19 protein-coding genes and 2 pseudogenes are annotated in these 12,850 nt (G+C 32.3%); 16 read left to right on the plus strand and 5 right to left on the minus strand.

Features of this window, described 5'->3' with window-relative positions:
* The first annotated feature begins 14 nt into the window (after positions 1-14).
* The 11 genes from ACXGSQ_RS15640 (at position 15) to ACXGSQ_RS15690 (ending at position 5,482) form a co-directional block, all read left to right on the plus strand.
* On the plus strand, positions 15-248 hold the full coding sequence (locus ACXGSQ_RS15640; RefSeq protein ID WP_458627083.1) for a hypothetical protein: 234 nt from the start codon (positions 15-17) through the stop codon (positions 246-248).
* A gap of 199 nt (positions 249-447) precedes the next feature.
* Positions 448-690 (plus strand): type II toxin-antitoxin system ParD family antitoxin, encoded by a 243-nt coding sequence (locus ACXGSQ_RS15645; RefSeq protein ID WP_458627084.1) that lies wholly within the window; start codon positions 448-450, stop codon positions 688-690.
* Entirely contained in the window at positions 687-989 is a 303-nt protein-coding gene (locus ACXGSQ_RS15650; RefSeq protein ID WP_458627085.1) for a type II toxin-antitoxin system RelE/ParE family toxin, read from the plus strand. The genes ACXGSQ_RS15645 and ACXGSQ_RS15650 overlap by 4 nt, the downstream gene beginning before the upstream one ends.
* Before the next feature lie 35 nt (positions 990-1,024).
* On the plus strand, positions 1,025-1,429 hold the full coding sequence (locus ACXGSQ_RS15655) for a hypothetical protein (RefSeq protein ID WP_458627086.1): 405 nt from the start codon (positions 1,025-1,027) through the stop codon (positions 1,427-1,429).
* 168 nt (positions 1,430-1,597) lie between these two features.
* Entirely contained in the window at positions 1,598-1,969 is a 372-nt protein-coding gene (locus ACXGSQ_RS15660) for a hypothetical protein (protein WP_458627087.1), read from the plus strand.
* Positions 1,962-2,426, plus strand: a complete 465-nt coding sequence (locus ACXGSQ_RS15665; protein WP_458627088.1) for a hypothetical protein — start codon at positions 1,962-1,964, stop codon at positions 2,424-2,426. The genes ACXGSQ_RS15660 and ACXGSQ_RS15665 overlap by 8 nt, the downstream gene beginning before the upstream one ends.
* 129 nt (positions 2,427-2,555) lie before the next feature.
* A complete protein-coding gene (locus tag ACXGSQ_RS15670; protein ID WP_458627089.1) occupies positions 2,556-3,131 on the plus strand; it encodes a Crp/Fnr family transcriptional regulator in 576 nt (191 codons plus the stop codon).
* Positions 3,128-4,306, plus strand: coding sequence for a winged helix-turn-helix domain-containing protein (locus tag ACXGSQ_RS15675; protein WP_458627090.1), 1,179 nt, complete (start codon positions 3,128-3,130; stop codon positions 4,304-4,306). The genes ACXGSQ_RS15670 and ACXGSQ_RS15675 overlap by 4 nt, the downstream gene beginning before the upstream one ends.
* A gap of 66 nt (positions 4,307-4,372) precedes the next feature.
* The gene (locus ACXGSQ_RS15680; protein WP_458627091.1) at positions 4,373-4,807 is read left to right on the plus strand and encodes a hypothetical protein; all 435 of its coding nucleotides are present in this window, start codon (positions 4,373-4,375) and stop codon (positions 4,805-4,807) included.
* Between the two features lie 2 nt (positions 4,808-4,809).
* Positions 4,810-5,139, plus strand: a complete 330-nt coding sequence (locus ACXGSQ_RS15685; protein ID WP_458627092.1) for a TfoX/Sxy family protein — start codon at positions 4,810-4,812, stop codon at positions 5,137-5,139.
* A 169-nt stretch (positions 5,140-5,308) separates the two neighbouring features.
* On the plus strand, positions 5,309-5,482 hold the full coding sequence (locus tag ACXGSQ_RS15690; RefSeq protein WP_458627093.1) for a DsrE family protein: 174 nt from the start codon (positions 5,309-5,311) through the stop codon (positions 5,480-5,482).
* Positions 5,483-5,532: 50 nt separating this feature from the next.
* Here the strand turns inward: ACXGSQ_RS15690 and ACXGSQ_RS15695 are convergent, their stop codons facing one another.
* Positions 5,533-6,498 (minus strand): IS110 family RNA-guided transposase, encoded by a 966-nt coding sequence (locus ACXGSQ_RS15695; protein WP_458627094.1) that lies wholly within the window; start codon positions 6,496-6,498, stop codon positions 5,533-5,535.
* Positions 6,499-6,866: 368 nt separating this feature from the next.
* Between ACXGSQ_RS15695 and ACXGSQ_RS15700 the strand changes: the two genes are divergently transcribed.
* Positions 6,867-7,430, plus strand: a complete 564-nt coding sequence (locus tag ACXGSQ_RS15700; RefSeq protein WP_458627095.1) for a Crp/Fnr family transcriptional regulator — start codon at positions 6,867-6,869, stop codon at positions 7,428-7,430.
* A 203-nt stretch (positions 7,431-7,633) separates the two neighbouring features.
* Here ACXGSQ_RS15700 and ACXGSQ_RS15705 read toward each other — a convergent pair whose 3' ends face one another.
* Complete coding sequence (locus tag ACXGSQ_RS15705) at positions 7,634-7,786, minus strand: hypothetical protein (protein WP_458627096.1); 153 nt, start codon at positions 7,784-7,786, stop codon at positions 7,634-7,636.
* 213 nt (positions 7,787-7,999) lie between these two features.
* The gene (locus ACXGSQ_RS15710; RefSeq protein ID WP_458627097.1) at positions 8,000-8,611 is read right to left on the minus strand and encodes a short chain dehydrogenase; all 612 of its coding nucleotides are present in this window, start codon (positions 8,609-8,611) and stop codon (positions 8,000-8,002) included.
* Positions 8,612-9,120: 509 nt separating this feature from the next.
* Here ACXGSQ_RS15710 and ACXGSQ_RS15715 point away from each other — a divergent pair.
* The 4 genes and pseudogenes from ACXGSQ_RS15715 to ACXGSQ_RS15730 all read left to right on the plus strand — a co-directional run bounded on the left by ACXGSQ_RS15715 (position 9,121) and on the right by ACXGSQ_RS15730 (position 11,256).
* The gene (locus tag ACXGSQ_RS15715) at positions 9,121-9,282 is read left to right on the plus strand and encodes a hypothetical protein (RefSeq protein WP_458627098.1); all 162 of its coding nucleotides are present in this window, start codon (positions 9,121-9,123) and stop codon (positions 9,280-9,282) included.
* Positions 9,283-9,358: 76 nt separating this feature from the next.
* The gene (locus ACXGSQ_RS15720; RefSeq protein WP_458627099.1) at positions 9,359-10,126 is read left to right on the plus strand and encodes an MsnO8 family LLM class oxidoreductase; all 768 of its coding nucleotides are present in this window, start codon (positions 9,359-9,361) and stop codon (positions 10,124-10,126) included.
* 70 nt (positions 10,127-10,196) lie between these two features.
* Positions 10,197-10,521: pseudogene (locus tag ACXGSQ_RS15725) on the plus strand (DMT family transporter).
* Positions 10,522-10,554: 33 nt separating this feature from the next.
* Entirely contained in the window at positions 10,555-11,256 is a 702-nt protein-coding gene (locus tag ACXGSQ_RS15730; RefSeq protein WP_458627100.1) for a hypothetical protein, read from the plus strand.
* Between the two features lie 312 nt (positions 11,257-11,568).
* Here the strand turns inward: ACXGSQ_RS15730 and ACXGSQ_RS15735 are convergent.
* Together ACXGSQ_RS15735 and ACXGSQ_RS15740 are read right to left on the minus strand one after the other, a co-directional pair.
* Positions 11,569-12,036: pseudogene (locus ACXGSQ_RS15735) on the minus strand (IS110 family transposase); the annotation flags it as partial.
* 57 nt (positions 12,037-12,093) lie between these two features.
* On the minus strand, positions 12,094-12,708 hold the full coding sequence (locus ACXGSQ_RS15740; RefSeq protein WP_458627101.1) for a hypothetical protein: 615 nt from the start codon (positions 12,706-12,708) through the stop codon (positions 12,094-12,096).
* Positions 12,709-12,850: the final 142 nt, after the last annotated feature.

Raw genomic sequence — 12,850 nt, forward strand, 5'->3', positions numbered from 1 at the left:
TCTGATAAATAAAAATGGGACAAGACAAAATACCAATGACTAAAAAAAGGATTAAATTCCTTGAAACATACGGAGACCTTGATGACAGCGAAACATTAAAAGAACTTTTGTATGCTAATACCTTACAAGTTGAAAAACTCGAAAAAATAAGGTCGAATACTTCAATGCTTGTTTGGTGGCTCGTCGCTATTCCTATAATATTTGTCATTTTGGCTTTTATGTTTGGTGGATTTGGAGCATTACTTTAAAAATAAAAACGGTTGGCAACACCGTATAAAATTAATGGCTAGTTATGGCTTACTTGGATAATTCCTGCGGAATTATCTCAAGCTAGTATTTGTTTACTAAATTAGTGGTCTAACAACGCCACTAACCTTATACATCAACGTTGTGTGTAATTTGGCTACGTTACCAAGATTTGGTATATTTGAGTAAATTTTAGCTCAAATGGGAAAAAATACATCAATATCACTAGGAAATTATTTTGAGGATTTTATTAAAGACGAAGTAAAATCTGGAAGATATAGTTCAGTAAGCGAAGTAATTCGTTCAGCTTTACGTTTGTTAGAAACGGAAGAAAAAAAAGAACGGGAATTGATTAAGGCTCTTGAAATTGGAGAACAAAGTGGATTTGTTGAAAATTTTGACCCAAAACAAAATCTAGCTGAATTACATCGCAAACACTTATGAGTATAAACAAATACAGAATAAGTGAACAAGCAATTGAAGATTTAAACGACATTTGGATTTACACTTTTCACAAGTGGTCTAAAAAGCAAGCGGATAGATATTACGACCTAGTAGTCGGAGAAATTGAATTTATAGCTGACAATTTTATGATAGGAAAATCGGCTGAACAAACTCGAAAGAATTACAGATATATAAAAGTTAAATCGCATCTAATTTTTTATAGAAAAGTCGAAAATGAAATTGTAGAAATCGTTAGAATTTTACATCAGAGAATGGATATTAAAAAACGTCTGGAATAAAAAAACTGCACACAACACCGTGTATAATTTGAGAAATGACAGAAACTATTTCAAATACTAAGAAATCATTAAACATCCTGAATAAATTAATTCAGAGCGGACATTATAACGGATTAATTGAATCAAGAAAATTTGAATTAACTCGAAATATTTTCCCAAACAACTATAAACTTCTAGGAACTTTAAATGACAACGGAAAATTTGAACTCAAATCAACTCTCAAAATTGGAATGCTTACAAGTGGAAAAATATTAGCAATTATCGGAATTATTCTCTCAATGACATCTTTCATGCTTATGAATAAATACTGGGTTGTTTTTACTATTATTTTGGTATTTACTATTGCTGTCTATTTAGGAACGAGATTCAAAGGACAAAAAGAAATTAGACTTCTGACTTCTAAGTTTTTGGAGTTATATAAATCGGAATATGAAACGTAATAAAAAACTACACACAACACCGTGTATAATTAATTGCTTTATTGAGCTTACGTACGAAAATCCTCTCGGATTTTCTATTCAGTAATTATTTACTAACTTAGTTGCCAAACCACGCAACTAACCATACACAAACACGTTGTAAGTAATTTGAAAAAAACGCTAATCATATTGATATTACTGAGTTTGGGACTTTCATCTTGCGAGTCCGAAAAAAAATATTCAGATTATAATGAATCGGACTTTTATGAAGTTCAAGGAATTATCAAATATGCGAATCCTACTAGTGACCCTTTTGACCTTCCGATTGTAAAAGATATAAGTTTTGCCTATTATTTAGACAGGCCAAATCCGAAAATTGGAATCGAAAAAAACCTTGAAATGTTTGAGGCGCAAAATGGATATCCTCTAATTGTCCTTGTTCATAAAGATGATGAAAATATTAGTTTTTATGGTCGTGTGGGAATACTTAAAAATCTAAACCAAAAGGAAAAAGAATATCTCGAAAAGCATTTAAAATCGGAAATAGCAAAAGATGAATAAAGTGCAACTGACTTTAGGGAATCCGAAAAATGGATGGCTTCCGATTAAATTAAAATATACTGATTTTAATTTAGAATTTAATACTTCTAACATTCCTGAAAACCCGACCGATAAACTTTGTGAATCTTTAATTTTAGCAATAAACGGAATTGAAACTGAAATATGCTGGAATTTAGAACCTGAATGTTATTTCTTTGAACTAAAACAAAACGGAAAAGAAATTGAAATGAATATTTCAAAAAGTGGCGGAATAACAGAAAATCGAATTCTGATTTATAAACTGACTGGAGAATTTAAGTCTGTGCTCTTACCAATGTATCGGAGTTTGAAAAAGTTCAATACGTTGGAATTTGACAAAACGGATTGGAAAAAAAATGACCAAATAAAACTGAATAAATTAACGGAATTAATAAAAAAAGAAAAACTACTTACAACACCGTGTATAATTAATGGCTAGTTCGAGCTTGCTTACGAAAATCCTCGCAGATTTTCTATTGGGTATTTATTTGCTAAATTACGTGCTTAACCACGCAACAAACCATAGACAAACACGTAGGCATTCATCAAAAAAACACTACATATTACAATGAATAATTACGTAAAGCATCTTGTTAAATCATTGGGAATGCTTGTAGAAGATGCAGAATTATTTATTTCTGGTTTTGAGAAGGTTGAATATAAAAAAAACGATTTCTTATTTAAAAAAGGAGATAAATCTAATGTTGTTAAGATAATCCTAGAAGGTTGTGCAAGGGGGTTTTATATAAAAGATGGAAAAGAATTTACTACCAATTTTTATTTTGAAAATGACCATAGCTACGATTATGTAAATTATTTACAAAACCAACCTTCTCAAATAAATATTAAAGCGCTAAGTCCTATCAAAACAATTGAGATGACCATGGAAGCGCTAGAGTTTTTGAATTCAGAAATTATCGGTTTTCACAGAATGATTTTTCAATTGTTTAAACTTAATTTTATAAAAGTAGAAGAACAACGGCTATCTTTTATCATAAAAACCCCCAAAGAAAGATATTTAGACCTTCTAAAAAATAATAAACAAATTATATCGAGAGTTCCGCAACATCAAATTGCATCTTTTATTGGTGTTTCAGCAGAACATTTAAGTCGTATTCGAAAAGAAATACGTGATGTAATATGAAAGAAATACTTTCTAAAATAGAAGCACAAAAGCTAGTATTGCTTTCTCAACGCGTTTTGCCGAATATAGTAAACGGAACTGCTATAGATAATACACTGGCAAGTATTGAACATCTTGGTTATGTACAAATAGATACCATTTCTGCTATTCAACGTGCCCATCATCATACCTTATGGAATAGAAATCCTGAATATCAACTTTCTCATATTGATACGTTAATTGAAACCAAACAAATATTCGAATATTGGTCGCATGCTGCAGCATATCTGCCCATGCGCGATTATAGGTATTCGCTTCCGCGTAAACATGCTATTCTAAAAAACGAACAAAGCCATTGGTTTCAGAAAGATGTCAAACTAATGGATGCTATACTAAAACGCATAGAAAACGAAGGGCCGTTAATGGCAAAAGACTTTGAACATAAAGCTAAACTGGGAGAATGGCAAAGTAAACCTGCAAAACAAGCCTTAGAGAATTTGTTTATGCAAGGGGATTTAATGATTTCTAGCCGTAAGAATTTTCATAAAGTATATAACCTTACGGAACGCGTTTTACCAGATGATATAGATTCTAAATGTCCTACACAGCAAGAACATATTCGGTTTTTAATTACAAGCTATCTAAGAGCTAATGGTATTGGGCAAGCAAGTGAAATAGCCTATTTACTTAAAAATACCAAAACGCTAGTTACTTCTGTTTTGAAGGAGATGTATTCAAACAATGAATTACTTGAAGTGACTGTTAACGGACAACTATATTACGCCTTACCTAATGCTTTGACTTTGTTAAGTAAGCCTATTAATAGTGAACTAAAAATTCTCTCTCCTTTTGATAATTTATTGATTCAGCGTAAACGCATGCAGCACTTATTTGACTTTGATTATAAAATAGAATGTTATACTCCAGCTGCGAAACGGAAATACGGCTATTTTTCATTACCCATTCTTTGGGATGGTAAATTAGTGGCAAGAATGGATTGTAAGGCCGATAAAAAGACTGCTACGCTCCATATTCATCATTTATTTTTGGAAGAAAGCTTTTCTTTTAATGATGATTTTGAAGCTGCTTTTATTAAAGAATTAGAGGCATTCAAATGCTTTAATAATTGCTCAGATGTGAAAATTCACAAAACGACACCTAGCTCATTATTAAAGACAACAAAAGCCATTTCTTAGCAAATATCAACGATTATTTTCTTGTATTTGATACATCTTTGTATCAAATTTAAATATAAAATCACAATGGAAAATAAAGTTTTTAATTTGAAACAGTTTGTTATTATCACTTTAATAACAAGCATTTGGATAAATATTGCAGAAGTAGCAAGAGCTATGTTTGTTGCCTTCCCGTTGATGGAAAAATTCTTTGCAGGCAGAATACCAATTGGTGCTATGGAAGTAAGTAATGCCTTGATTTGGGGAATCTGGGACACCTTGCTGTCTGCAACTTTAGTATTTATATTTTGGCTTTGTTCGGTTGCATTTGGGAATAACTTAAAGTCAATTATTATTTCAGGTACAACTACAGCTTTAGCCACAATTGGTGTTTTCTGGATTGCCAGTGTAAATACGGGTTTGGGAGAGTGGAGTACGGCTGCAATTTTATTCCCTATCGCTTGGGCTGAGATGATTATTGGAGCTTGGATAGCGTCAAAATTGTATTCAAAAAGCAAATAGAAATGGCTGTTTCAAACGATTTTACACAGTTTGTTCTCGACCAACTATCGGGTTGGGGTAATGTATATATCAATAGAATGTTTGGTTGTACTGCATTGTATCAGGATAATTTAGCTTTTGGAATAATTGCTAACGATGTCGTTTACCTGAAAGTAGATGATACCAATAGGGCTAAGTTTATTGAATCAGGTTCGGTTCCATTAAAACCCTTTAAAAGTAATGCAACAGTGCTTTCATTTTATAACATTCCAGCTGACATATTAGAAAATCCTGACGAGTTTATTAGATGGGCAAAAGAATCATTGGAAATACAAAAAAAACGAAAGAATTAAAGTCGAAAAATATGGAAAGATTCAATATATTATGGACAAGTAAGGATAAAGATACATTTATGCATATGGTAGCATTGTATGCTGGTAATTCAATTAAAATTCTTGGTGGGACGAAGTGAATATTATTATTTGGGGTGATTCTACACGTCTTTCAGGATAAGATAAAGAAGTGCAAAACGAATTACAAAAGTTAATAAAAAATGGAGTTACTGTGGAAGCCTGTAAAGCTTGTGCCGATAAAATGAAATTGACGACAACCTTGAACGATTTAGGTACTACAGTTAAATATAGAAGTAAATTGACAGGACTCATTAAAGGTAAAGAACATCTAATTACGATATAGAAAAAAATGACGAAAAGCTAACAAAGAACTGAGTTAAAAAAAAAGCAATTTTAAGCTAATTTAGAAACAAAGTTTTCATCATAAGGCAAACCACTTTTTGCAATGGCAAAAGCTTGTTTTAATAACTTATTGGCAACAGCTATTAAGGCTTGTTTTTTGCGCTTCCCTTTGGCTACTATTCGTTCATAGATTTCTCTACATGCCTTATTATGCTTACAGGCCGAAAAAGCACATAAAAACAACATGTTTCTTAACTTCTTATTCCCTACTTTACTTATCCTACTGCGTCCTCTAACACTACTTCCAGATTCCCTTATTGTTGGTGTAATGCCTACATAACTGCAAAGCTGTGATGCGCTTTCAAACTTCTTAAAACCATCTGTTACAACTATTAAAAACAAAGCAGTTTTTATGCCTATTCCTGGAATGCTATTTAATAAGGTTAATTGGTGTTGCTGATCTTGTTTTACTAGTTCCAACAACCTTAATTCTATGCCTTTAATCTCGTTGTCTAAATGCTTTAAATCTCGTTTTAAAGACTGATAAACATATTTCGATGGAATACCTAAGACTTCCTCGCCATGTTTCTTATTCTTGGTCTGGGTGCGTTTCTTTAAATAATTATCCAACAATCTAAAGAGTTGTAGACATTCTGCTTGAATAGCTGTCAAGGCACTGTACATTGGCAAATTGTTCATCGTTCCATACTCACAAATCGCTTTTGCATCACTCTTATCTGTTTTTACTTTAGCCAATTTCATCTGTATAAAGCGTTTAACTGACAATGGGTTTACTACTGATACTGCTACTTCGTTTTTATCTAAAAACTGAGCTAACCTGTAATGATAATAGCCTGTAGCTTCCATAACTACCAAAGCTGCTTTAGGTAGCTTTTTTAATAGTGTTTTAAAGCCTTTTTCATCATTATTTAATTGAATATGACCTATAGACTCGCAATACACATCAAAAACATTTTTACTAATGTCAATACCATAAATTTCTTTATCTTTATTCATAAAAAATGAGTTTTAGAAAGGACATTCTACTTTACTTTCAACAACTTAAAAACGAGATCTTGGTCTCACAGAACTGAACGAAATTTAGGTAGAAAAAGAGAGAGGATTATCAATGTTGTCGAAGTCTTGGCTTCACCGTGTATACTAACCTTAATTCTCTCTTTTGTACTTTCTGATTTATTAATCTAATTTAATAATTTGCAAACTTAAGCCGTATATAATTAATGGCTAGCTTCTCGCCTACTTACGAAAATCCTCGCAGATTTTCTATTCGGTTTTTATTTGCTAACTTACTCGCTTAACCACGCAACTAACCATACACAAACACGTTGGCGGTAATTTCAGCATACCAAACATCAAAGAAAAAAATGAACGACTATTTAAAATCATTTAATTTATTTACAGACCTAGAGATTAATGATTTCTTGAAATTATCTCAAACTATTTTATTAAAAAAAGGCGATTTATATATTAATAACAATGAAGTTTGCAACTCTATAGCTTTTGTTAAAAGTGGAATTTTTCGTTCCTATTACTTTTCAAATAACGATGAGGAAATAACATACTGTTTTACATTTCCTAGTAATTTACTAATGGCTTATTCTTCATTAATAACAGGAAATAAATCTGAAGAAAATATTCAAGCGCTTTCAGATGCCGAAATAATTTCAATATCTAAACAAGCTATAGAATCTCTTGCCGAAGAGAATGTAAAATGGTTGAAGTTTTTAAAAATAGTTGCCGAAAAAGAATATGTTGAGCTAGAAAAATGGATATTCAATCACCAAAAAGATAAGGCACAAAGACGTTATTCAGATTTAATAAAAAAGCAACCCGAATTTATTCAACAAATTCCACTTCAATATATTGCCTCTTATTTAGGTATCACTCAAAGACATTTGAGTAGAATACGATCTCTTATTTCTTTTTAGCAAATTATAGTATTAAAACGAGAAAATATCCCAAAATTAAAAAGGCTATTTTTTCGTTTTAAATACTAAACAAAACAACTGCAATAAAAATCATGAAAATAATTCTGATCACAATATTGACTGGTATTTTCTTCCATATTATTGTTTTGTACTGTAGGGCTAGTATTTAGTTTAAAATTTTTCATCTTGTTTATTTTAAATGTTTAAGCGTGATAATAGCGCTCATTAATAATTTTTCCATCTTTCCACTTTGTTCGATTAACTTGTTCAAATCGATGCTTTTTACCGTCAACATCAGTAAATTCCATAATAGCCTCATAGTATGACATCTCTCCGTTTATTACAATATTACTCATCGTATATTGACCAAACTCTGCAACTGTTTCAAGAATATCTTTTTCTGCCTGAATGCTAAATGCTTTTTACTTTTTTCTGGTGCAGAATCAATATCATGAAGTTTAAAAACTTCTTTCGTTTCTTTTGTCATTATTTTTTGTATTAAATTTTTAATAAATAGAAGGCGTTGCATTGCATAACCGAACGCCTTCTATAAAAAGATAAATTAAGATTTAATAGTGGTCTACAAAAAGAACTTGACCAGTTATAAAACCATCTACCGAGCGCTCAAAAGCTTTACCAACTAATCTACCTGGTACAGGCTCAAAACCTGGCATCATTTCTCCATAAACTTCCCATGCTTCTTCTAATACAGTTGGATTTATAGAGTTTATACGAATTCCTCTAGGCAACTCAAAGGCTACACATTTAACAAATGTATCTATAGCACCACTTGTTGTAGCATCTGCAATAGCCAAAGGAATAGGTTTGGTATTAAGAATTCCTGTTATTAATGAAAAAGATCCATTATCTGCAATATATTCTTGACCAATGCGAACAATATTTATTTGTCCCATCATCTTACTTGTTACTGTAGTTGCCCATTGCTCTGAAGTCATTTCTGTAAAAGGTGCGTATTCACAAACACCTACTGTGTTTACAACTGCATCAAAATGACCTACGTCTTTAAATAACTTTCGTAAAGATTCTTCATTTGTAATATCTACAGCATAATCACAACCGTCTCCAGAACGACCTGCTGTTATTACTTTATGATTACCTAAACCGGTCAAAGCTGCTTGACCCATTTTTCCATTTGCTCCAATTAAAATTATTGTTTTCATGTTTTTATATTTTTTAAATTATTGATGGGACAAAATTATTGCAGTTAAAAAGATTTTCTCTAGGACATTTGTCCAAAAAGAAATTTTGGCTATAATTTTAATAGGGCAGAGTTACATCTTATGTATTAATGTTGTACTTGAAATAAATGGCCTATTTAAAATCAATTTTCTCTAGATACTATTTTTAATTAGTGATGAAATTTTGAAAAACAACTACTTAACAGGTTCGTTTTTTTTTAATAGAATACCAAGAAATCCTCTTACACCAAAGACAACATTGTTTTGACTCAGCGTGTAAAATTCGTTTATGTAAGCCTTTGATATTTAGTTTGCTTTTTATTTATCTAAGCAATACAGAATCATAAATTTTGTAATAAAAACATAATTATACTATTTATTACTCGCCATTTACAACTTAAAATGAGACTTATTCTTTTTGGACAAATGTCCTACAAACAAGCCCTTTAATCGCCATAAATTTGCATGGAATTTAATTAAGAGCGCAACAAATGAAACATCAAACAAAATATTCAATATTAGACTTACTTCCAATTTTAGAAGGATCGGATAGTGCAAACGCAATAAGTAATGCTGTTGCATTGGCCCAGTTTGCAGACCAAGAGATTTTACACGTTTTTGGGTTGCAGAACACCATAATATGGGAGGAATAGCAAGCTCTGCAACTAGTGTTTTAATTGGTCACATTGCTAATGCTACAAAAAAATACGTGTTGGTGCAGGTGGTATTATGTTGCCCAATCACGCACCTCTTATAGTCGCAGAACATTTTGGTACTTTAGAAACTATGTATCCTAATAGAATTGATTTAGGGTTAGGGCGTGCTCCTGGAACAGATAATATTACAGCCAGAGCTTTAAGAAGAAAGAAAGCGCTATCTACAGAAGATCCTTTTCCTACAGACGTATCAGAACTTATTAACTATTTTGAAGACTCTTCTGAGCAAACCATAAGAGCAATTCCTGGAGAAGGAACTAAAGTTCCAGTTTGGATATTAGGAGCCAGCCTTAATGGAGCAAAACTAGCCGCAAAGCTTGGGCTACCATTTGCTTTTGCGTCATATTTTGCACCTGATTATTTAGCTCAGGCAGTTTCTGTATACAGAGAATCTTTTGTACCATCAAAATATCTTGATAAGCCTTACTTTATGATGTCTATGAGTGTATTTGGAGCAGATACAAATGAGGAAGCTCTTTATTTACGAACATCTTACCAACAAGGTTACGGTAATTTAATTACAGGACAAGCAGGACCGCTACCAAGACCAGTTAAAAACATACATACGGTTATGCGTCCAGAAGTACTTAATAATGTTAATCATTCTATGCAAATAAATGCCACAGGAGATTATCATAAAATGAAAGGAGAGCTAAAATCAATAATCCATACCTATAAACCAGATGAGTTGCTTTTTTATAGTCCAATTCACTCATTAGAAAAACGTATTAAATCTTTTGATATGGCTGGGAAAATAGTAAAAGAACTTTCTAAAAATTAAAACTCCGTTTAAAAATGGAAGAACAACTTGTACAAAGAGAGTTTAAAACTGACAAAGAAAAGTATTTATCATGAATTGGATTTTATTAGTTATTGCTGGTTTGTTTGAAGTGGCGTTTGCCTTTTGTTTGGGGAAAGCTAAAGAAGCTTCTGGTACAGAAATGTTGGTGTTACACAGGTTTTTACGTTTGTTCTTTAATTAGTTTTGGTCTACTAATTAAAGCAATGCAAACTATTCCTATCGGAACAGGCTATGCTATTTGGACAGGAATTGGAGCTGTAGGGACAGTTATTCTAGGAATTATAGTTTTCAAAGATCCTGCTAACTTTTGGAGAGTGTTTTTTATAATCACACTTATTAGCTCTATAGTAGGGCTCAAATTTGTTTCAAATTAAAATGAAAAATTATCAACATTATTATCACACAAAATGAAAAAAACAACATTACTTATTGCATTAATATTAATTTCACTAAAATTAATTGCACAACAGAATCATTCAGAAATGAATGCAGATATACCAGCGACACACGGAATGGTTCTTATAGGGACTGACCATATTTATGCATCACACCTACCTATGTTTCATTCTCCACACAATTACCAAATCATATTAGAGTTAACATTACCAGAAAAGGATAAAAAAAGGTATCTTAAAGATAAAAAAAATCATCCTAAAAATTCTACGTACACAATTCAGCCAGAAACTTTTGTTTTACCAGAGATGATTAGCAATCCCAGAGCGTTCAAGGTAAATTTATTTAGAGGTCATTTTGAAAGAGGTGGTACTCTTGTATTAAAAGACATTACTGTCACGATTAAGCAAGTAATTTACTTTCAAAAATTTAACCCTGATGAAACTAAAACTCCAAGCACAGTCTTTATTTTATTCGGCAATAAAAAAGAACAGTTTATTATTCATAAAATAACGAACAAACCAGATTTTGATCAAATAATAGAAGTCAAAACTAATTTAGACGCTTTTATAAATGATAAAAAATTTGCAATCCTAAAATTAAATCAAGAAAGCAATGCTCCAATTGGGGTTAGTACAAATAAAATAGAAGTAAATAATAACAATTTATTGCTTCTACAACAACTGTATTTAGAATTTAGCGATTTAAAAAAATAAAAGAATAGGTTCTTGTTTTTTTTGAGAGAATATAAATTAATAAACAGCACCGGCTTAAAAATTAGAAATGCTTTAGAAAAGAAATTATAGCCATTATTTCTATTACAATCTTTAGTAACATCTCTGTAGTAGTAAAAGACGCAAAAACCATCATTCAAAATTATCTTGCTATATGGAATGCACATGATGCAAAAACAACGGCAAATAAACTTGATGAAAATGTACGTTATTATAATGCATTTAAATAATGATACTTAATTATAAAGCAAAAAACTACCGCCAACAAAGAACTGAGTTTAAAAACGAGTAACTTTAAGCTAATTTTGAAACATAATTTTCATCATAAGGCAATCCACTTTTTGCAATAGCAAAGGCCTGTTTTAGCAACTTATTCGCTACGGCTATTAATGCTAATTTTGCACGCTTTCCTTTAGCTACAATTCTATCAAATAAGGCTTTGCAGCCTCGGTTATGTTTATAGGCCGAAAAGGCTGCTAAAAACAAACGATTCCTTAATTTCTTATTGCCTACTTTGCTTATCCTACTACGCCCTCATACACTGCTTCCTGATTCTCGAATCGTTGGTGTAATTCCTACATAACTACATAGCTGTGATGCAGTTTCAAACTTTTTAAATCCATCCGTTACTACAATTAAAAACAAAGCTGTTTTTAAGCCTATCCCTGGTATCGTTTGCAATAAAGTTAATTGCTCTTGTTGGTCTTGTTTTACCAAGTCTAATAAGCGTTTCTCTAGTATTAAAATCTCTTTCTTTAAATGGTTTAAGAAGTACTGTCGCGCAAAATAAATTAAAACACCACAGCAACCTCCAACGCCCTATAAGCATTTCAAAACGGCAATACCCACACTATCTTTAGCATTTAAAACATACAAAGCCCCATCTACCGCTTGGTAAAACCGCACTCCAAGCACACAAAGCTGAGTGCCAAGACCACTAGGTAAAGAATCCGGTTCTAAAACCACTGTAGAAACCGTAGAAGAACCATCCAAAACCAAAGGAGGAGCCAAATGTAACACATAATCCAAACTATCAAAATCAAAATTCAACACACCATACGTCAGCTCAACATGGGTAGCACCAGCCACAAAGCCCACCTCCGCAATATCAAAATCAGTAATAGTCAAAGCCATACCAACGTTAGAAATCCTCATCGAAAAAGGTAAAACCTGCCGTACAACACAAGCTGGAGTATAGTTAAACGCGGTTAACAATTGAGGACCATAAGCATGCCCTACCCCATTCACAACACGGCGTTCCCCTCGTTTATGCGTCGGATCCAAAACTTTCAACCGCATAAACAAGCCCATTAAACGACTATGAAAATGCGTAAACTTGTGTCCTCTATAGAATGGACCTAAAGCCAATCTAAACGCTTTATTAACCGCAGAACAATGCCCAAACTCACTAGCGTTTTCACGCACACGCTGCATACTAGCCTTGCTCTTTATTGCTTTTCTTGTAAATCCTCCACCCGCTTTTCGGGCAATCGGCTTACCATTCAAATAATAAAAATTAATACCGTTCAACGTCCCTATTAAAGGGATAATGCCGCTCTGTTGTGCCACAACATCA

The organism is Winogradskyella sp. PC D3.3, from assembly GCF_054366245.1.